The following is an 18,562-nucleotide window of genomic DNA, read 5'->3' on the forward strand; positions in this document are numbered from 1 at the left end:
CGAGTCGAATTCATGAATCCGAGCGACCCGAGCCCTCCGCTGTCCCGCGATCCCGACATCGCGCGGTGTCCGCGCTGCGGGCGTCCGTTCGACTGCGGCGCGCGCTCCACCCAGGCGGGCGGGCCGCCGTGCTGGTGTGTGTCGATGCCAGCGCTGCCGGCCGAGGCGCTCAAGCGCGGGCTCGGCTGCCTGTGCCCGGAGTGTCTCGCAGAGGCATTGGCCGAGGCTCAGGCTGCTCGCACCGACAACCCGACCGCACGGTCCTCCTGACGGTGACAGGGCGCCGCGCGCCGGCTTGACTCAACGTGGCTCGGCCGCAAGCCCGGCCAGGTCATGCGCAACGGTTTCCATCACCGGTTCCCATTGCGCGAAGGCCCGCTGGCGGTACAGCGTCGACGTCGGATACCACGGACTGTCGCGCCGTGCGAGCAGCCAGACCCAGTGCGGATTCACATCGAGCAGCACCCACGTGCGCTGCCCGAGCGCGCCGCTCAGATGCGCGACCGACGTGCACACGGTGATCACCAGATCGAGCGCGCCGATGAACGCGGCGGTGTCGTCGAAGCTCTTCAGCTCGGCAGTGTGGTCGACGAGATCGAGGCCGGCCGCGCGCGCCGCCGCGACGTCCGCGTCGGCGCCCGGCTGCAGCGAATAGAACGCGACGTCACGCATCGCGCCGAAATGCGCCGCGTAGCGCGCCCAGCCGACCGCGCGGAACGGATTGCGCTGGTGGCCGAGGCTGCCGGTCCACGACAACCCCACCTTCAGCCGCCGCTCGCCCGCGAGCCGCTCGCGCCAGCGCGCGACGGCCGCCGGATCGGCGAACAGATACGGCACCGGGCCGGGGATGGTCGCCTCGCGGGTATCGAAGAGCAGCGGCAGCGTGAGCAGCGGGATCTCGTAGTCGAACGCGGGCAAACCGTCGATGCCGCCGCCCGCCGTGTATTCGTCGGCGACGCCTGCGAAGCTGCGCGGCAGCAGCGCGCCCATCTGCGGAAACGAATTCCAGCTGAGGCGGCCGCCTTCACGACGCACGCGCTCGGCGAGCAGCGGCACGTAGCGGCAGAACTGCAGCAGATCGCCCATGCCCTGTTCGCCCCACAGCAGCAGCTTCTTGCCCGCGAGCGGCTCGCCTTGCCACGTCGGGCCGGGCAGCACGGGCCGCTTGCCGCGCAGTTCGCCCGAGCCCGTCCAGCGCGCTTCGTGTTCGCGCCAGCCGTCCGCATAGTTGCCGCGCAACAGGTGCAGCATGCCGAGGTTCGAGCAGTACGACGGATCATCGGGCCGGTTGCGATGCGCGGCCAGCGCGTGCAGTTCCGCTTCGTCCCAGCGTTGTGCTTCGCGCAGCGCATGCGCGTGATTCGTGAGCGCACGCGGATCGGTCGGCTCGAGGGCGAGTGCGCGCTCGCCTGCCGCGAGCGCTGCGTCGAGATGCTTCGCAGCCAGTTGTGCGGTCGACAGGTTGATCCAGCTGTTCGCGTCATCAGGCGTGACCTCCAACGCGCGTTCGAGCAACCCGATCGCTTCCGCCGACGATCGCTCGCAACGTAGCAGCGCGGCCGCGAGATTGTTTCGCAGGTTGGACATGTCGGGGTCGATCGCCAGCGCGCGGCGGTACACTGGAATCGCGTCGGCGTGACGCTCGGTGAGTTGCAGCGCGATCCCGAAGTGGAACAGCAGCATCGCGTTGTCCGGTTCGAGTTCGCACGCTGTTTCGCCGATCGCGATCGCCGCGTCGAACTGTTGCTGCGCGATCAACTGATTGAGCGTGGCGACGACCGATGCAGCATCGGCCGCCTGCAGCTGCGAAGCGGCCTCGAGCCAGAGCGAACGGGCCTTTTTGTCGCGTTTGCGCTGCGCTGCGACAGCATGCCGCATGAACGTAATGAAGGATTCCAAAAGAACGCGCTGCGGGTCGGAAATGGCGGGGAGCATTGTCGGAGAAGGCCGGCGGCCATACGATGGGGGAGAAATCCATCATAGTCGCCGCAGCGGGACACGTGAATCGGACTGCTCTCAACGGGTAAACTCGGAAATATGCACCGTATAACCGTCACCGGCCGCGTCAACCTCGGACACCTGTTCTGGCTGCGCAGCCTCGCCATCATCGGACAGCTCGTCACGATCGCGTCCGTGCAGATCTTTTACGACGTGCATCTGCCGTTGCCGGCCATGCTGCTCGTGATCGGTCTCGAGGTGCTGTTCAACGCGATGACCTGGGTGCGCGTCGCACGCGAGCGGCCGGAGTCGAACCTCGAACTGTTCGGGCAGCTCTGGGTGGATCTCGGCGCGTTGTCGGCGCTGCTGTTTCTGTCGGGCGGCACGACGAATCCGTTCGTGTCGCTGTATCTGCCTTCGCTGGCGATCGCCGCCGCGGTGTTGCCCTGGTATCTGATGGCCTGGCTCGCGGCGTTCGCGGTCGCGTGCTATGCGGTGCTCGGCTTCGATTCGGTGCCGCTCAATCTCGACAATCCCGCGAATCTGTTCGACTACTACCGCGAAGGCATGTGGGTGAACTTCATGGTGAGCGTCGGCCTGATCGCGTGGTTCGTCGCGCGGATGTCGCGTGGCTTGCGCCAGCGCGATTCGGCGCTCGCCGACGCGCAGCAGCGACTGTTGCAGGACGAACGCGCGGTGGCGCTCGGCGTGCAGGCGGCGACCGTCGCGCATGAAATCGGCACGCCGCTGTCGACCATCGCGATGCTCAGCGAAGAACTGCGCGACGCGGCGCGCAACGACCAGGGCCTCGCGCCGTATGCGGCCGATCTCGAACTGCTCGAGCAGCAGATGTCGCTCTGCACGTCGGCGCTGAACCGGCTGCGCAGCCGCGCGAGTTCGCGCGGCAACCGCCAGCCCGTGGCCGAGTGGCTCGATCCGTTCATCGAGCAATGGCGGCTGCGTCATCCGCAGGTGCAGTTCGAGCGCGAAGGCACCGCACCTGCCGACGCGTGGCTCGCGGACGCTGTCGCGGTCGGCCAGATTCTGACGATTCTGCTCGACAACGCGGCGCGTGCGAGCCGCAGTCGTGTAACGCTTGCCGCGCGTCTGTCGGAGCGTGGCGACATGATCGAATTCGAAGTATGCGACGACGGTCCGGGCATTCCCGCCGCGCTGCGCGGCACGCTCGGCGCGGCGCCGGTCGACAGCACGCAGGGCGGGCACGGCGTCGGGCTGTATCTCGCGTTTTCGGCGGCGGCGCGGCTGCGCGGCTCGATCGAACTCACCGACGCGCGCGACATCCGGCCGCGCGGCACACGTGCCGTGCTGCGCCTGCCGCTCAGCGCGGCAGCAGGCGCGAACGGCGCCAATGGCAGCCATGGCGCCAACGGCAGCGGCGCGCGCGGCAACGAATCATCGAACGGCGGGCCGGGCCGATCGGGTCCGGCGGCATCCAGTACGGAGAAACAGGCATGAGCGATATGAATTTTCTGGTCATCGACGACGACGAGGTGTTCTCCGGCATTCTCGCGCGTGGATTGACGCGACGCGGTTTCACGGTGGCCCAGGCGCACAGCGCGGACGAAGCGATCAGGCTCGCGAACCAGCAGAAGTTCGGCCACATCACGGTCGATCTGCACCTTGGCGACGACTCGGGCCTCAATCTCGTCGCGCCGCTGCGCGATCTGCAGCCCGATGCGCGCATGCTGGTGCTGACGGGCTACGCGAGCATCGCGACCGCGGTGCAGGCGGTGAAGGATGGTGCGGACAACTATCTGGCGAAGCCCGCGAACGTCGAGACGATTCTCTCGGCGCTGCAAAGCGATGCGAGCGTGGTGCAGGCCGAGGAAGCGATCGAGAATCCGATGCCGCTTTCGGTGGCGCGGCTCGAATGGGAGCATATCCAGCGCGTGCTCGCGGAGAACGGCAACAACATCTCGGCGACCGCCCGCGCGCTGAACATGCATCGCCGCACGTTGCAGCGCAAGCTCGCGAAGCGGCCCGTGCGGCAGTGAGACCTCGCAACGCATCGCATCGCGTTGTATTGCGCGTGCGATGAAAAACGGGCGGTCCGTTTTGTGAACGGACCGCCCGTTGTCGTTGTGAACCTCGTTGTGAACCGGTCGGGACGCCGACGCGTCCCGAACCTGAGCCTAAAGCATCACAGCACGTAGCGCGACAGGTCTTCGTCCTGCGCGACTTCGCCGAGCGCGCGATCCACATACGCCGCGTCGATCATGACGTTCGTGCCGGCGTGATTGCCCGCCGAGAACGACACTTCCTCCAGCAGCTTTTCGATCACCGTATAAAGCCGGCGCGCACCGATGTTCTCGGTCTTCTCGTTGACCGAGAACGCGACTTCGGCGAGCCGGCGGATGCCGTCGTCGGCGAACTGGAGCTGCACATCTTCGGTGGCGAGCAGCGCCTGATACTGCTTGACGAGGCTCGCGTCGGTGGCCACCAGGATCGATTCGAAGTCCTTCACCGACAGCGAGTCCAGCTCCACGCGAATCGGGAAACGGCCCTGCAGTTCGGGAATCAGATCGCTCGGCTTCGCGAGATGGAACGCGCCGCTCGCGATGAACAGGATGTGATCGGTCTTCACCATCCCGTACTTGGTGTTGATCGTCGTGCCTTCGACGAGCGGCAGCAGGTCCCGCTGCACGCCCTGACGCGACACCTCGGCGCCGCCCGTTTCGCTGCGCGACGCGATCTTGTCGATCTCGTCGAGGAACACGATGCCGTTCTGCTCGACGTTCTGCACGGCCTTCGTCTTCACCTCTTCGTCGTTGAGCATCTTCGCCGCTTCTTCATCGGTGAGCAGCTTCAGCGCTTCCTTCACCTTCAGCTTGCGGCGCGTCTTCTTGCCGCCGCCGAGATTCGCGAACATCGAACGGATCTGCTCGGTCATGTCTTCCATGCCCGGCGGCCCCATGATGTCCATGCCCATCTGCTGCTGCTCGACGTCGAGCTCGATCTCCTTGTCGTCCAGCAAGCCTTCGCGCAGCCGCTTGCGGAACGTCTGACGCGTGTTGTTGCCGGCTTCGTCGGTATGGCTGGCAGCGACGTCGGTCGAACCGAAGCCGACTGGCCGCGCGCTCGGCAGCAGGATGTCGAGGATGCGGTCTTCGGCGAGGTCTTCTGCCTTGGTGCGGACCTTGCGCATCTCGGTTTCGCGCGTCTGCTTCACCGAGATCTCGATCAGGTCGCGCACGATGCTGTCCACGTCGCGGCCCACGTAGCCCACTTCGGTGAACTTGGTCGCTTCGATCTTGATGAACGGCGCGTCCGCGAGCTTCGCGAGACGGCGCGCGATTTCGGTCTTGCCGACGCCGGTCGGTCCGATCATCAGGATGTTCTTCGGCGTGATTTCCTGGCGCAGCGGCTCGGCGACCTGCTGGCGGCGCCAGCGGTTGCGCAGCGCGACGGCGACCGCTTTCTTCGCTTTCGCCTGGCCGATGATGTGCTTGTCGAGTTCCGAGACGATCTCGGCAGGGGTCATGGTGCTCATCGTAAGTCCTTGCTCGGCCGTCAGTCGATCGTTTCGATGACGCGGTTGTGGTTCGTGTAGATGCACATGTCGCCGGCGATTTCGAGCGACTTTTCGACGATCTCGCGCGCCGACAGGTCGGTGTTGTCCGCGAGCGCCTTCGCCGCGGCCTGCGCATAGGCGCCGCCCGAACCGATTGCGCAGATGCCGCCTTCGGGGTCGAGCACGTCGCCGTTGCCGGTGATGACGAGCGTGGTCTGCGCATCGGCCGTGATCAGCATCGCTTCGAGTCGACGCAGCATGCGGTCGGTGCGCCAGTCTTTCGCGAGCTCGACGGCCGCGCGGGTGAGGTTGCCCTGGTGCTTCTCCAGCTTGGCCTCGAAGCGGTCGAGGAGCGAAAAGGCGTCGGCCGTGCCGCCCGCGAAACCGACCAGCACCTTGCCGTTGTAGATGCGCCGGACCTTCTTCGCGCCGCCCTTCATGACGATGTTGCCGAGCGTGACCTGGCCGTCGCCGCCGAGCGCGACCTTGTCGCCGCGCCGGACGGAGACGATCGTCGTGCCGTGATATTGCTCCATGTGCATTCCTTTTTGCCAAAGCGGGGAGAGCGTGACGGCGCAACCGATGCCGATGCGCCATCGCCTGGATCCGTGTGAGCGGACGGCGCGCGGACCGCTGCGCGCGCCTGTGCAACGCATGTCCGAATTATTTTAGGGCGTGCGCGGACTTATCAAGAGGCACGCGGGCAGATGCTGTAATCCGGGCGGTACAGCGCGCGCTCTGCTCAGGCGGGCAGGCGTGTCCACAGAGAAGCCTGCGATTGGCCGACGATGCCTGACGAACGCGTCAGCCGGGGCGTACCGGCCGAAGCCTGCGCGTAAAACACGCGCAAAAGAAAAAGCGCACGGCTCACCGTGCGCTTTCTGACGAAGCGTGGAAGGCGCGACCTGCCGCGCCGAAGCGCGATCAGTCGCCGAACAGCTTCTGGCGCAGTTCGCGGCGCTCCTGGGCTTCGAGCGACAGCGTCGCCGTAGGCCGCGCGAGCAGGCGCGGAATGCCGATCGGTTCGCCCGTTTCTTCGCACCAGCCGTATTCGCCCGATTCGATACGCGCGATCGATTGCTGCACCTTCTTCAGCAGCTTGCGTTCGCGGTCGCGCGTGCGCAGTTCCAGCGCATGCTCTTCTTCGATCGTCGCGCGGTCGGCCGGGTCCGGCACGATCACGGTTTCGCGCAGGTTCTCGGTCGTCTGGCCGGCATTGCGGAGGATATCCGCCTGCAGCTGTTCGAGCCGGTTCTTGAAGAAGGCGAGCTGATCCTCGTTCATGTAATCCTTGTCGCTCATCTTCAGGATTTCGGCTTCGGTCAAGAGTCGTTTCGTCGTCATCTGGCTTGCTTCTTCAATGTGAGGCAAAACTCATACATATTGCCCGCACTCTCGTGTTGCCCGCACGGGCGCGTCAAATCGCCAGGCGCCGGCCGCCCCGACGGTACGCTGTCGCGGCGCCAGCCACGCCGATGCGGGGCCGAACTCCTCTGGAAACCGATCTACAGATGCTCCTGAGGCATTTTTTGTACCGGCGGCGCATTCGATGGGAATGGACGCCACTCCGGCTGTCGGCATGAGTTCCGGACAAGATTTTCCGGTGCCGCCTGCTTGCCCGGCGCGGTCTGCACGATGCCCGAGCTTACGTTCTCATTCTCCAGTGGGCAGGTATTGTAACTGAATCACAATCCGGAACGGCAAGAGGGTAAATGCCACCTTGCCGTACCCCGTTATCCTGAAAATATAACGCGCTGCTGGTCAAAAAGCGATGGCAGTGCCTGCTTTTCGGGAACAGGGTTTTCACGCGCCTGCCATGCTTTCAGGGAATTGTGCAGCGGAAGACAGCTTGCGAGCGTGCGCTGGGACGCACGTCGCGAACAAAGAGGGCGGCGGGCGGCGGCGAAGACGTGCGTCTCTTCTCGCTGCCGCCGCCGGCAGGGGTCAGGCGAGGCAGGCGTTCAGCCCGTCGGTGATCAGGTCCTGCGGCAGTTCGATACCGATGAACACCATCTTGCTGTTCTTCTTCTCGATCGGTTGCCATTTGGCGGCGAGGTCGCTGCCCATCATCTGGTGGACGCCCTGGAACACCACCTTGCGGTCCACGCCCTTCATGTACAGCACGCCCTTGTAGCGCAGCAGCCGCTCGCCGTAGATCTGCAGGATGCCGCCCAGGAAGTCTTCCAGCCGGTTCGCATCGAACGGCCGGTCGCTACGGAAGACGAACGACTTGATCTTGTCGTCGTGATGCGCGTGATGGTGATGGTGCGCGTGATCGTGGCCTTCGTGGTTGCACTGCCCGTGATCGTGGTCGCAGTCGGCGTGGTCATGATCATGGTCGTGATCGTGCGCGTGGTCATGATCGTGATCATGATCGTGCTCGTGCTCGTGCTCGTCTTCGGCGAGGAAGTCCGGGTCGATCTCGAGCTTCGCGTTCAGGTTGAAGCCGCGCAGGTCGAACACGTCCTTCAGTTCCGCGTCGCCGAAGTTGACGACCTTGATCGCCGCCTTCGGGTTCATGTGCAGCAGGCGGTGGCGCAGGTCGCCGAGCGCCGCTTCGTCGACGGTATCCGCCTTCGTGACGAACAGGCGGTCCGCGAAACCGACCTGGCGCTGCACCACTTCGTGTTCGTCGAGCTGCTGGTTCGCGTGTTTCGCGTCCACCAGCGTGATGATCGCGTCGAGCAGGAACTGGTCGGCGATATCGTTATCCATGAAGAACGTCTGCGCGACCGGGCCGGGGTTCGCAAGGCCAGTGGTCTCGATCACGACGCGCTCGAAGTCCAGCTCGCCCGCGCGCTTGCGGTCCGCCAGATCGGCCAGCACGCGCGACAGGTCGCCGCGGATCGTGCAGCAGATGCAGCCGTTGCTCATCTGGATGATCTGTTCGTCCGAATCCTGCACGAGGATGTCGTTGTCGATGTTCTCTTCGCCGAACTCGTTTTCGATCACGGCGATCTTCATGCCGTGCTTTTCGTTCAGGATGCGCTTGAGCAGCGTGGTTTTGCCGCTGCCGAGAAAGCCGGTCAGGATAGTGACGGGAATCATGTTGTTCGCCATGGTGATCGCCTGTATATCGTCGAACTTGCGTGAAACGGTAATGGGTAGGCGCGAAAACGCGGCCGAATGGGTTATTGGAACATATCCGCCGGCGCGCCGCCTGGAGCCCGGGTCGACGTGCGTGGCGCGCCGCCCCGAAAGCGCGCCCAAAACCGGCTCTGAACGCCTCAACTATGGGCGTTCAGGCCGTTTGCAACAATAGGCCCTTCAGGTATTCCCCTTCCGGGAACGCGGTGAGGAGCGGGTGATCGACGCCCGCGCCGAGGCGCTTCAGGATGCGCGCGTCCACCCGGGCGTCGGCTGCCGCGCCGGCGACGATCTTCTGGAACAGGTCCATGTCGATCGCGCCGGAGCACGAGTAGGTGAAGAGCAGGCCGCCCGGGCGCAGCAGCCGGAAGCCTTGCAGATTGATGTCCTTGTACGCGCGGGCCGCCCGGTCCACGTGCTCGCGCGATGGCGCGAACTTCGGCGGATCCAGCACGATCAGGTCGAAACGCTCGCCTTCGTCGGCGAGGCGCCGCAGCGTCTTGAACGCGTCGGCGTCGAGCCAGGTGGCGCGCGCCGCGTCGAAACCGTTCGCGGTGACGTTCTGCTGCGCGAGTTCGAGCGCTTCACCAGACGAGTCGATCGACACGACGCGGTTCGCGCCGCCCTTCAGCGCCGCCAGCGAAAAGCCGCCCGTGTAGCAGAAGCAGTTGAGCACGTCGCGGCCGGCCGCGTAGGTCTGCACGAGGCCGCGGTTGTCGCGCTGGTCGACGTAGAAGCCGGTCTTGTGACCCTTGCGCACGTCGACGTGATAGCGCACGCCGTTCTCGCTCGCGATCAGCGTCCCGGGCGGCTCGTCGCCCGCCAGCACGCCGACCGTCTGCTCGAGCCCTTCCTTCTCGCGGATCGACACGTCCGAGCGCTCGTAGACGTTCGGACAGCCCGTCGCGCTGATCAGCGCCGCGACGATCGCTTCCTTCCACGCTTCCACACCCGCCGCCATGAACTGGCAGACGAGCTGGCCGCGCGCGCCGGCGTCATCCGCGACGAAATGATCGACGATCAGACCCGGCAGCCCATCTGCCTCGCCGAAGATCAGCCGCACCGCGCCGGTGTTCGTGACCATCGCCTGGCGGTGCGCGAGCGCGCGCTGCACGCGGCGCTTGAAGAACGCGTGATCGACCGGCTCGTTTTCGTCGAAGCTCCAGACCCGCACGCGAATCTGCGAATGCGGGCTGTAGGCGGCGCGCGCCAGAAAGCGGCCGTCGTGCGCGCGGACCACGACGGTCGCGCCCATCGCCGGCTTGCCGTCGACGCGATCGATCGCATTCGCGTAGACCCACGGGTGACGGCGCAGCAGCGACTTCTCTTTCGACGGTTTGAGCGTAACGGTAATCATGACTTCATCGGCTAACGGAGGCGGACCGCGCGGGGCTCGTGCGAGCCCGCCGCGGCGACCGCGATCAAACGGGAACGGGGCGCGTCAGTCGCGTTTCTTCGCGCGCGGATGCGCCTGATCGTAGATGCGCGCGAGATGCTGGAAATCGAGCGCGGTGTAGACCTGCGTCGCGGCGATGCTCGCGTGGCCCAGCAGCTCCTGGACCGCGCGCAGATCGCCGCTGGACTGCAGCACGTGCGTCGCGAACGAATGGCGCAGCACGTGCGGATGGACGTTCGCGGGAATGCCGGCCGCGAGCGCCGCACGCTTCACGCGTTCGCGCACCACACTCGGCGACATCCGGTTGCCGCGCACCGACACGAAGAGCGGATGCGGATCGCGCTTCACCAGCTGGTCGCGCACCGCGAGCCACGCGCGCAGCGCATCCAGCGCCTTGCTGCCCACCGGCACGATACGGCGACGGTTGCCCTTGCCGAGCACTTCGACTTCCGCTTCGTCGAGCTTGAGCCAGCCCTGCGACTGGTAACCGTCAGCACTCGCGTACGCGACGTCGAGCCCGACCAGTTCCGCGAGGCGCAGCCCCGACGAGTAGAACAGCTCCAGCATCGCGTGATCGCGCAGGCCTTCGGCCGTGCTGGCGGCGGGCGCTTCCATCAGCGTGTGCGCGTCGTCGACTGAGAGCGCCTTCGGCAGCGTTTTCGCGCGCTTCGGCGCGCGGATCGTGGAGACCGGATTCGCCGCCAACTCGACGCGGCCCGCGAGCCAGCGGTAGAACGCCCGCCACGCTGACAGCCGGTGCCCGATCGAGCGCGCGGACAGCCCGCCCGCATGCGCGCGCGCGACGGCGCCGCGCATATCGGTAGCGGTCAGCGTTTCGAGCGGCCGGCCGTTCGCGAGCTTGCGCAGTTCGTCCAGTTCATGGGTATAAGCGCGCAGCGTGTGCTCCGACAGCCGCCGCTCGTGCTCGAGGCTCGACAGGTAGGCGGCGATCGGATCGGCGGCGTCGGTCACGGCGGGCGGCGTGCGTCAGTGCGGCAGCAGGCGGCTCAGCGCCGCGCCGGCGAGCGCGCCGATCTGCACGAGAAAGTCCGTCGCCATGCCTTCGTGGAAACGGCGCGGGTCGTTCGAGCCCATCACGAGCAGGCCGAACGTGGGTGCGTCGGGCGCGGCGAGCGGATCGCGCAGTGCGAGCAGCGCGATCGATTCGATTTTCGCTTCTTCCGCGGCGACGGGCGCTTCGTCATCGGCCGAGCCCGAAGCCGCGATCGATGCGCCGGGCGCCGCGAGCCACTGCGCGGCTTCGAAGCCGGTGTTCGAGCCGCAGTACGGCGTGACCAGGCTGTTCGCGAAGATTCGCACTTCCTCGCCGACGTGGCGCGCGAAATCCGCCTGCGTATAGGCCTCGGCGACATCCCAGACGCGCAGTGCCGCCTGCGGCACGTCGAACACCTCGCGCAGACCGTGCGCGATCGAGCGCGGCAGCGCGTACGGATCGCGCTCGGCCATCACGCGCGCGGTCCAGCGGCTGAATTTCTGCGCGATGCTGTCGTTCTCGTGGCCGTATCGCACGAGTTCGGCGAGACGCCGCTCGAGATGCTTGTTCTTGTCGCGCAGCATGTCCATCTGCCGCTCCTGAAGCGACACCGCGGACTTGCCGTGCGGATTGGCGAGGCGGATGGTCGCGAGCATCTCGGCGTGCTCGTTGAAGAACTCAGGGTTGGCGATGAGGTAGTCGGCGACTTCGCGATCGTTCATGGTTTCGGCTTGGTGTGATGCTGTGTCGGTCAGGTTGTGCCGCGGCGTTCGTAGATTCGGTTTCGGTTCCGTTGGGCGTTGACGTGTCAGTCGGCCAGTTCGATCTCGCCTTCGAAGACCGTTGCGGCCGGACCTGCCATCGTCAGCGGCGAACTCGGCTCGCCGTTCCAGCTGATGGTGAGCATGCCGCCATGCGTGTGCACGGCCACAGGCGCGTCGAGCAGCCCGCGGCGAATGCCGGCCGCGACCGCCGCGCACGCGCCCGTGCCGCACGCGAGCGTTTCGCCCGCGCCGCGCTCGTACACGCGTAGCTTGATTTCATGGCGGTTCACGATCTGCATGAAGCCCGCGTTCACCTTCACGGGGAAGCGCGCATGCCGCTCGATCACCGGACCGTCGACGAGCACCGGAAACGCTTCGACGTCGCCGACGACCTGCACCGCGTGCGGATTGCCCATCGACACCACCGAGATCCAGCGCGTCGCGCCGTTCACGTCGAGCGGCCACAGCGTGTCCGCGGATTGCGGCTGGCCGGCGAGGCCCTCGGCGTCGAACGGCACACGTTGCGGATCGAACACCGGTGCGCCCATGTCGACGACGACTTCGCCGTTGTCCTGCATCGTCAGCGTGATGAGGCCGTTCTGCACCTCGACGCGCACGCTGCGTTTATCGGTGAGCTTCGCATCGCGAACGAACTTGACGAAGCAACGCGCGCCATTGCCGCAGTGCTCGACCTCGCCGCCGTCGCAGTTGAAGATGCGATAGCGGAAATCGGCGCCTTCGACCGTCGGCTTCTCGACCAGCAGCAACTGGTCCGCGCCGACGCCAAAATGCCGGTCCGCGAGCGCGCGCACGCGTGCTGGCGTCAATTCGAGCCGCTGCGTGTAGCCGTCGAGCACGACGAAGTCGTTGCCCGCGCCGTGCATTTTGGTGAATTTGAGCTTCATTTCGCTATTGTAAGTGACGCGCCGGCGATTGATGCGGGCAGTCTTCGTTCTGCGTCACGCGGTGTCGCGCGTTAGCCGCAGCGCCCGGCTTGCTGCACGCCCCGCTCAATACACGCCCGGCACACCCGGCGGCCGCGTCTTGAACCGCTTGTGCACCCAGTAGTACTGCTCGGGCATCGTCGGGATCTGTTCCTCGAGGAACGCGTTCATGCGCCGCGCGTCGGCATCGTCGTCGCCCGTCGGGTAGTGGTCCCAAGGCTTGAATACCTTCAACCGGTAGCCCGTGTAGTTCGGCAGCACCTCGCCGATGAACGGCACCACCTGCGCATTGCCCACCTTCGCGAGCCGGCCGACGGCAGTCAGCGTGCAGGTCGGCACGCCGAAGAACGGCACGAAGGTCGAGTTGCGCATGCCGTAGTCCATGTCGGCGCCCAGCATGACCGGCTTCTTGTCGCGCAGCCAGCGCAGCACGACGCGCGCGCTGTCCGCACGGCTTGCCATGTCGGCGCCGAAGCGCCCGCGCGCCGCCTTCGCCGCGGCTTCGAGTATCGGGTTCGACATCGGCTGGTACAGCGACCCGCATTGCCGGCGCAACGAATAGTTGAGGAAGATCGAACCCGCCTCGATGCCGACGAAATGCAGGCCGAGGAAGAGCGTGGGCGGCAGGTTCGGATCGGTGAGGTCGATCGCGCTATCGAGCTCGATCAGCTTTTCGAGCTTCTTCGCGGAGCCGAACCACTGCACGCTGCGCTCCAGATAGCTGCGGATCGCGTGACGGAAGTGCTTCTGCGCGATGTCTTCGCGGCGTGCGTCGGACCACTCGGGAAAGCACAGCTTCAGGTTGGTGTGGACGATGCGCTTGCGGCGGCTCGGGATCTGGTACAGCAGCCAGCCGAGGCCATCGCCGATGCGGGCGGTGAGACCGTACGGCAGGAGCGCGAAAAACTTGAGGAGCCCGATGGCCAGGTTCGACCCGAGGCGGCTCAGCATGAGCCGGCTCCGGCCGTGCCCGCGGGCGTCGGCGCGTGAGGGGCGGCATCAGGGGCTGGCCGCCGAATGTTGGTCAGGTCACGATTCGAGGCAGATAGGCGGTACAGCACGCGTGGTTACTCTGTGACAAATGTGAGAAGTCGCTATAATACGGGCTTCGCCGAGTTAATAGACAACTTGCGGGGCGAAGCCGGCTGGAGCCTCTTAATGAGTGCGCCATCCGGTCAGGAAATCCGCTAAAGCGTCGCCGCTTCGAGACTCCGGGGCCGGCTACGTGAAATCACCGTAACCTGCTTTTCTGGAGCACTCAGTGTCGAACGATTACCTCTTTACTTCCGAATCCGTTTCCGAAGGCCATCCCGACAAAGTCGCGGATCAAATCTCCGACGCGATTCTTGACGCCATCTTCAAGCAGGACAAGTACTCGCGCGTTGCGGCGGAAACGCTGTGCAACACCGGTCTCGTCGTGCTCGCGGGCGAAATCACCACCACCGCGAACGTCGACTACATCCAGGTTGCGCGCGACACGATCAAGCGCATCGGCTACGACAACACCGATTACGGCATCGACTACCGCGGCTGCGCGGTGCTCGTCGCCTACGACAAGCAGTCGCCGGACATCGCGCAGGGTGTGGATCGTGCCCATGACAACAACCTCGACCAGGGTGCCGGCGACCAGGGCCTGATGTTCGGCTATGCGTGCGACGAAACGCCCGAACTGATGCCGCTGCCGATCTACCTGTCGCACCGCCTCGTCGAGCGTCAGGCGAACCTGCGCCGCGACGGCCGTCTGCCCTGGCTGCGTCCGGATGCGAAGTCGCAGGTCACGGTGCGCTACGTCGACGGCAAGCCGCACTCCATCGATACCGTTGTGCTGTCCACGCAGCACGCGCCGGAAATGGAGCTTGGCGCGCTGCGCGAAGCGGTGATCGAAGAGATCATCAAGCCGACGCTGCCGGCCGATCTGATCAAGGGCGACATCAAGTTCCTCGTGAACCCCACCGGCCGTTTCGTGATCGGTGGTCCGCAGGGCGACTGCGGTCTGACGGGCCGCAAGATCATCGTCGATACGTACGGCGGCGCGGCTCCGCACGGCGGCGGCGCGTTCTCTGGCAAGGATCCGTCGAAGGTGGACCGCTCGGCTGCGTACGCTGGCCGCTATGTCGCGAAGAACATCGTCGCGGCCGGTCTCGCATCGCGCGCGCTGATCCAGGTGTCGTACGCGATCGGCGTTGCGCAGCCCACGTCGGTGATGGTCAACACGTTCGGCACGGGCCGCGTGTCCGACGCCACGATCACGAAGCTCGTGCGCGAGCATTTCGATCTGCGTCCGAAGGGCATCGTGCAGATGCTCGACCTGCTGCGCCCGATCTACGAAAAGACGGCAGCGTATGGCCACTTCGGTCGCGAAGAGCCGGAATTCACGTGGGAAGCGACGGACAAGGCGCTCGCGCTCGCCGAAGCGGCAGGCACCGAGCCGGTGGTCGAACTGGCGTAACGGTCGCTCGCGCGGCGCGCGCCGCATGGTTGGCGCGCGTTGCGTGGAGTTCGTCCGCTGACGTAGCGGCGAAGAGAAGATCGACAAGCCCTGTCAGGCGATGAGCCTGGCGGGGCTTTTTCTTTGATGTGCAGTGTTCAGATCAGCGCTTGCAGGCCGGGTGCAGCGCGTCCAGCCTCGGGCGTTTCATTGGGCATTTCGCCAGCTTCAACCAGCCTCAACGCGCGGCGAACGCGAACCAGCCGTCGCTCGCAGCGAGACGCCGCTGCCGGCGGCCAGCACCGCGCGGCGCGCTGTGGCCCGACGTGCCCAGCAGGCGACCCGGGCTCGTGCGGTGCATCAGCCGGCGCAGCGCCAGGCGCTGCGGGACCGCGCGCTGACGCAGTGCGGCGAAGAACGCGTTGAACCAGATCCGGATGCCGTCGACGGGTCGCGCTTCGCGCCATTGCGCGGCGAGCGCTCGGGTACGGGTGGAGTGATGCCGCAGCGCGCGGACGACATGACGTCGCGCGGGGCGCGCAGCCTTGAGGGCCGCACGCGTGATACGGGTGCCGAGAGTAGTGCGCATGGCTTCAGAAAAGGTCCTTCGACATGGCGCGCAGCGAAGCGCCGCGGCTGCCCAAAAAATGAGCACCAACCATGCCAACCGCAAGAGGGGAGAAGCCGACAGGCGGAACGACGGGGACCTGCCGTTCGTCGCCGGCATGGCGCCCCAATAGAGCGGGTCGGGAAATCAACATGCGTGCAGGCTACACGCGAACCATGACGCCAGGAAGTCGGTTTTTACCCTCCCGTCGAGGGCGCGGCGGCGCGTGCCGGGCTGCGGATCGGACCCCGGAAACCTGCTCTTTCGTCGCGCTTTCGAGCCCATTGGGCGTGCATCGGGCGCGTCTTTGGCGCGCATCGCACCGAGTTGTCGCACAGACCTGAAGCAGCGTGATCGCGCACGTTTTACAATCGAATTTTGGCGCGGCGGCGCAGCGACAGACGACGCAGCAGCCCGACGTACCGCCCACACCGTGCCGGACCCTGGAAACACGGAAACACCCATGTCAGTCCAATCGAAGAAAGAACAGGTGCAGAGCCTGCGCGAGCATGGTTTTTACATCGCGCGGGGGCTCGTCGCGCCGGAGCGCTGCGACGAACTGAAGCGCATCGCGTTACAGCAGCTGCAGGAAGCGGCGCAACCGGTCGAATTCGAAGCCGACCTGCGCTATCCGGGCGCGCCCGAGTCGAAACATGCACCGGGCGGCCACACGGTGCGGCGCCTGCTGGACGCGTACGCGCGCGACCCGCGTTTCGCCGCGTGGGCAACGGCGCCGGAAATCCGCGGCTGGATGGAGCTGTACTTCGGCGAGGAGCCGCGCCTGTCCCGCGCGCACCACAACTGCATGATGACGAAGCACCCCGCGTACGGCAGCCTGACCGGCTGGCATCGCGATTCGCGCTACTGGTCGTTCGAGCGCGACGATCTGGTGTCGACGTGGCTCGCGCTCGGACCGGAGACCGTCGACAACGGCGCGCTGTGGTTCGTGCCGCAATCGCACAACGCGAGCTTCACGTCCGAACGTTTCGACGACGCGAAGTTCTTCTGTTCCGATCTGCCCGAAAACCAGGCGCTGATCCAGACGGCGTTCTCGCCCGAACTGCAGAAGGGCGACGTCGTGTTCTTCCACTGCAACACGCTGCACTCGGCGGGCAAGAACGTCACCGACGGCGTGAAGTTCTCGCTCGTCTACACGTATCACGGCGCGAGCAACGTACCGCTGCCCGGTACGCGTTCAGCCGGGAAGCCCGAAGTGGCGTTCTGACGCGTTTCAGCGCTTGCCGCCCGAAGCGGTCAGCCCGATCAACCCGGCGAGCGTCGCCACGACGCCGCCGGCGATCAGCCAGATGGTCCGATCGGTCGGCGCGCCGGTGAAGACGCGCGACAGGTCGTTGCTGAGCGAGTGGAACGACTGTCCCCCGAAATACAGCAGCACGATGCCGCCGGCGAGCAGTGCGACGGAGATCGCCTTGACCATAACTGATGCCTCATAGCGCGATAGAAGTGGCCGCAGTGTAGAAGAGCGGCGCGTTCGCGTCCATCGCGGCGCGCCCGTGGTCGCTGATGTCCCCGCAGTCGCCGGCCCGGCGGATGTCCCGCGTCGGTGCAGGAACCGGATCGATTGGCTACCATGGCAAGTTCGCGGCCGGAATACCTGGCCCGCGCCTCTTTCCTCGCTCACCTCAGGGATCAACTCATGGCCTACGAAGCTGCTTCAGAACGCTATTCGGACATGCAGTACCGCGTATGCGGCAAGTCGGGTCTCAAACTGCCGGCGTTGTCGCTCGGCCTGTGGCACAACTTTGGCGACACGACGCCGCTGTCGACACAGCGCGACATCCTGCGCACCGCATTCGATCTCGGCATCACCCACTTCGATCTCGCGAATAACTACGGTCCGCCGTACGGCAGCGCCGAGACCAACTTCGGCCGGCACTTCAAGGACGACTTCAAGCCGTTCCGCGACGAGCTGCTGATCTCGTCGAAGGCGGGCTGGGACATGTGGCCGGGTCCGTACGGGCAGGGTGGCGGCTCGCGCAAATACATACTCGCGAGTCTCGACCAGAGCCTGAAGCGCATGGGCCTCGATTACGTCGACATCTTCTATTCGCACCGTTTCGACGTCGATACGCCGCTCGAGGAAACGGCCGGTGCGCTCGCCACGGCGGTGCAGCAGGGCAAGGCGCTGTATATCGGCATCTCGTCGTACTCGGCCGCGAAGACGCGCGAGATGGCGACGCTGCTCGCCGAATACAAGGTGCCGCTGCTGATCCATCAGCCCGCGTACAACCTGCTGAACCGCTGGGTGGAGCACGAACTGCTCGATACGCTCGACGAGCTCGGCACCGGCAGCATCGCGTTCACGCCGCTCGCGCAGGGTCTGTTGACCAGCAAGTACCTGAACGGCGTGCCGGCGGACGCCCGCGTGAACAAGGCCGGCGGCGGTTCGCTGAAGCAGGAACATCTGAACCAGCAGAATCTCGACCACGTGCGCAAGCTCAACGAGATCGCGCAGCACCGCGGGCAGAGCCTCGCGCAGATGGCGCTCGCGTGGACGCTGCGCGGCGGCCGCATCACGTCGGCGCTGATCGGCGCGAGCAAGGCCGAGCAGGTTCGCGAGAACGTCGCGGCGTTGAAGAACCTGTCGTTCACGAACGAAGAGCTCGCCGAGATCGATCGTCACGCAACCGAAGGCGGCGTCAACCTGTGGGAAAAGCCGTCGACCGATCAGCACATCTGAAGAAGCCGACGCATCGCCATCGCCTCGTCTGTTGGCGCGATGACCGTGAAAAGCCGCCCTTGAGGCGGCTTTTTCATGGGTGCGCCCGGCAGGGCGCACTCACTTGGAGGTGAAAGTCCTCTACTCGCCCGGCAAGGGGAAGAGTTAGCCGAAGGCAAGGGTTTCCCGGGT

Annotated in this window: 18 protein-coding genes; 6 read left to right on the forward strand and 12 right to left on the reverse strand. The window is 65.8% G+C overall.

Features of this window, described 5'->3' with window-relative positions:
• Positions 1–12: 12 nt before the first annotated feature.
• On the forward strand, positions 13–270 hold the full coding sequence (locus DVS29_RS25505; RefSeq protein WP_118183320.1) for a cysteine-rich CWC family protein: 258 nt from the start codon (positions 13–15) through the stop codon (positions 268–270).
• Positions 271–300: 30 nt separating this feature from the next.
• Here DVS29_RS25505 and DVS29_RS25510 read toward each other — a convergent pair whose 3' ends face one another.
• The gene (locus DVS29_RS25510) at positions 301–1,935 is read right to left on the reverse strand and encodes a tetratricopeptide repeat protein (RefSeq protein ID WP_118183298.1); all 1,635 of its coding nucleotides are present in this window, start codon (positions 1,933–1,935) and stop codon (positions 301–303) included.
• A 102-nt stretch (positions 1,936–2,037) separates the two neighbouring features.
• Between DVS29_RS25510 and DVS29_RS25515 the strand changes: the two genes are divergently transcribed.
• Together DVS29_RS25515 and DVS29_RS25520 are read left to right on the forward strand one after the other, a co-directional pair.
• Complete coding sequence (locus tag DVS29_RS25515; protein ID WP_118183299.1) at positions 2,038–3,414, forward strand: ATP-binding protein; 1,377 nt, start codon at positions 2,038–2,040, stop codon at positions 3,412–3,414.
• Entirely contained in the window at positions 3,411–3,953 is a 543-nt protein-coding gene (locus DVS29_RS25520; RefSeq protein ID WP_118183300.1) for a response regulator transcription factor, read from the forward strand. Before DVS29_RS25515 ends, DVS29_RS25520 begins: the two co-directional genes overlap by 4 nt.
• 146 nt (positions 3,954–4,099) lie before the next feature.
• On the opposite strand, the gene hslU is transcribed toward DVS29_RS25520, so the two are convergent.
• From hslU to DVS29_RS25565, 9 genes are all read right to left on the reverse strand, one after another.
• On the reverse strand, positions 4,100–5,449 hold the full coding sequence (hslU, locus tag DVS29_RS25525) for an ATP-dependent protease ATPase subunit HslU (protein WP_118183301.1): 1,350 nt from the start codon (positions 5,447–5,449) through the stop codon (positions 4,100–4,102).
• 20 nt (positions 5,450–5,469) lie between these two features.
• Positions 5,470–6,006 (reverse strand): ATP-dependent protease subunit HslV, encoded by a 537-nt coding sequence (gene hslV / locus DVS29_RS25530; RefSeq protein WP_118183302.1) that lies wholly within the window; start codon positions 6,004–6,006, stop codon positions 5,470–5,472.
• 388 nt (positions 6,007–6,394) lie between these two features.
• The gene (gene dksA, locus DVS29_RS25535) at positions 6,395–6,814 is read right to left on the reverse strand and encodes an RNA polymerase-binding protein DksA (RefSeq protein WP_012399496.1); all 420 of its coding nucleotides are present in this window, start codon (positions 6,812–6,814) and stop codon (positions 6,395–6,397) included.
• Between the two features lie 600 nt (positions 6,815–7,414).
• Positions 7,415–8,518: a CobW family GTP-binding protein gene (locus DVS29_RS25540; RefSeq protein ID WP_205962516.1), complete on the reverse strand. Its 1,104-nt coding sequence runs from the start codon at positions 8,516–8,518 to the stop codon at positions 7,415–7,417.
• A gap of 193 nt (positions 8,519–8,711) precedes the next feature.
• Positions 8,712–9,914 (reverse strand): class I SAM-dependent rRNA methyltransferase, encoded by a 1,203-nt coding sequence (locus tag DVS29_RS25545; RefSeq protein ID WP_118183304.1) that lies wholly within the window; start codon positions 9,912–9,914, stop codon positions 8,712–8,714.
• An 84-nt stretch (positions 9,915–9,998) separates the two neighbouring features.
• Positions 9,999–10,925 (reverse strand): tyrosine recombinase XerC, encoded by a 927-nt coding sequence (gene xerC / locus DVS29_RS25550; RefSeq protein ID WP_118183305.1) that lies wholly within the window; start codon positions 10,923–10,925, stop codon positions 9,999–10,001.
• A gap of 15 nt (positions 10,926–10,940) precedes the next feature.
• Positions 10,941–11,669, reverse strand: a complete 729-nt coding sequence (locus tag DVS29_RS25555) for a DUF484 family protein (RefSeq protein ID WP_118183306.1) — start codon at positions 11,667–11,669, stop codon at positions 10,941–10,943.
• A gap of 86 nt (positions 11,670–11,755) precedes the next feature.
• The gene (gene dapF / locus DVS29_RS25560) at positions 11,756–12,616 is read right to left on the reverse strand and encodes a diaminopimelate epimerase (RefSeq protein WP_118183307.1); all 861 of its coding nucleotides are present in this window, start codon (positions 12,614–12,616) and stop codon (positions 11,756–11,758) included.
• A gap of 105 nt (positions 12,617–12,721) precedes the next feature.
• Positions 12,722–13,606, reverse strand: coding sequence for a lipid A biosynthesis lauroyl acyltransferase (locus DVS29_RS25565; RefSeq protein ID WP_118183308.1), 885 nt, complete (start codon positions 13,604–13,606; stop codon positions 12,722–12,724).
• 310 nt (positions 13,607–13,916) lie between these two features.
• Between DVS29_RS25565 and metK the strand changes: the two genes are divergently transcribed.
• Positions 13,917–15,104, forward strand: coding sequence for a methionine adenosyltransferase (gene metK / locus DVS29_RS25570; RefSeq protein ID WP_118183309.1), 1,188 nt, complete (start codon positions 13,917–13,919; stop codon positions 15,102–15,104).
• 217 nt (positions 15,105–15,321) lie between these two features.
• On the opposite strand, the gene DVS29_RS25575 is transcribed toward metK, so the two are convergent.
• Positions 15,322–15,672, reverse strand: a complete 351-nt coding sequence (locus DVS29_RS25575; RefSeq protein ID WP_118183310.1) for a hypothetical protein — start codon at positions 15,670–15,672, stop codon at positions 15,322–15,324.
• Positions 15,673–16,153: 481 nt separating this feature from the next.
• On the opposite strand from DVS29_RS25575, the gene DVS29_RS25580 reads away from it, so the two are divergent.
• Positions 16,154–16,915 carry a phytanoyl-CoA dioxygenase family protein gene (locus DVS29_RS25580; protein ID WP_118183311.1) on the forward strand — a complete coding sequence of 254 codons (762 nt, stop codon included), beginning with the start codon at positions 16,154–16,156 and terminating at the stop codon, positions 16,913–16,915.
• 6 nt (positions 16,916–16,921) lie between these two features.
• On the opposite strand, the gene DVS29_RS25585 is transcribed toward DVS29_RS25580, so the two are convergent.
• Positions 16,922–17,128 (reverse strand): DUF3185 family protein, encoded by a 207-nt coding sequence (locus tag DVS29_RS25585; protein WP_118183312.1) that lies wholly within the window; start codon positions 17,126–17,128, stop codon positions 16,922–16,924.
• 219 nt (positions 17,129–17,347) lie between these two features.
• Between DVS29_RS25585 and mgrA the strand changes: the two genes are divergently transcribed.
• Complete coding sequence (gene mgrA / locus DVS29_RS25590) at positions 17,348–18,391, forward strand: L-glyceraldehyde 3-phosphate reductase (protein WP_118183313.1); 1,044 nt, start codon at positions 17,348–17,350, stop codon at positions 18,389–18,391.
• Positions 18,392–18,562 lie beyond the last annotated feature (171 nt).

This window comes from Paraburkholderia phosphatilytica (assembly GCF_003443895.1).
GTDB lineage: Bacteria > Pseudomonadota > Gammaproteobacteria > Burkholderiales > Burkholderiaceae > Paraburkholderia > Paraburkholderia phosphatilytica.

Coding starts and splice junctions, on each gene's coding strand:
- DVS29_RS25505 (WP_118183320.1), top strand. CDS start 13: ATGAATCCGAGCGACCCGAGCCCTCCGCTGTCCCGCGATCCCGACATC.
- DVS29_RS25510 (WP_118183298.1), bottom strand. CDS start 1,935: ATGCTCCCCGCCATTTCCGACCCGCAGCGCGTTCTTTTGGAATCCTTC.
- DVS29_RS25515 (WP_118183299.1), top strand. CDS start 2,038: ATGCACCGTATAACCGTCACCGGCCGCGTCAACCTCGGACACCTGTTC.
- DVS29_RS25520 (WP_118183300.1), top strand. CDS start 3,411: ATGAGCGATATGAATTTTCTGGTCATCGACGACGACGAGGTGTTCTCC.
- hslU (WP_118183301.1), bottom strand. CDS start 5,449: ATGAGCACCATGACCCCTGCCGAGATCGTCTCGGAACTCGACAAGCAC.
- hslV (WP_118183302.1), bottom strand. CDS start 6,006: ATGGAGCAATATCACGGCACGACGATCGTCTCCGTCCGGCGCGGCGAC.
- dksA (WP_012399496.1), bottom strand. CDS start 6,814: ATGACGACGAAACGACTCTTGACCGAAGCCGAAATCCTGAAGATGAGC.
- DVS29_RS25540 (WP_205962516.1), bottom strand. CDS start 8,518: ATGATTCCCGTCACTATCCTGACCGGCTTTCTCGGCAGCGGCAAAACC.
- DVS29_RS25545 (WP_118183304.1), bottom strand. CDS start 9,914: ATGATTACCGTTACGCTCAAACCGTCGAAAGAGAAGTCGCTGCTGCGC.
- DVS29_RS25555 (WP_118183306.1), bottom strand. CDS start 11,669: ATGAACGATCGCGAAGTCGCCGACTACCTCATCGCCAACCCTGAGTTC.
- dapF (WP_118183307.1), bottom strand. CDS start 12,616: ATGAAGCTCAAATTCACCAAAATGCACGGCGCGGGCAACGACTTCGTC.
- DVS29_RS25565 (WP_118183308.1), bottom strand. CDS start 13,606: ATGCTGAGCCGCCTCGGGTCGAACCTGGCCATCGGGCTCCTCAAGTTT.
- DVS29_RS25575 (WP_118183310.1), bottom strand. CDS start 15,672: ATGCGCACTACTCTCGGCACCCGTATCACGCGTGCGGCCCTCAAGGCT.
- DVS29_RS25580 (WP_118183311.1), top strand. CDS start 16,154: ATGTCAGTCCAATCGAAGAAAGAACAGGTGCAGAGCCTGCGCGAGCAT.
- DVS29_RS25585 (WP_118183312.1), bottom strand. CDS start 17,128: ATGGTCAAGGCGATCTCCGTCGCACTGCTCGCCGGCGGCATCGTGCTG.
- mgrA (WP_118183313.1), top strand. CDS start 17,348: ATGGCCTACGAAGCTGCTTCAGAACGCTATTCGGACATGCAGTACCGC.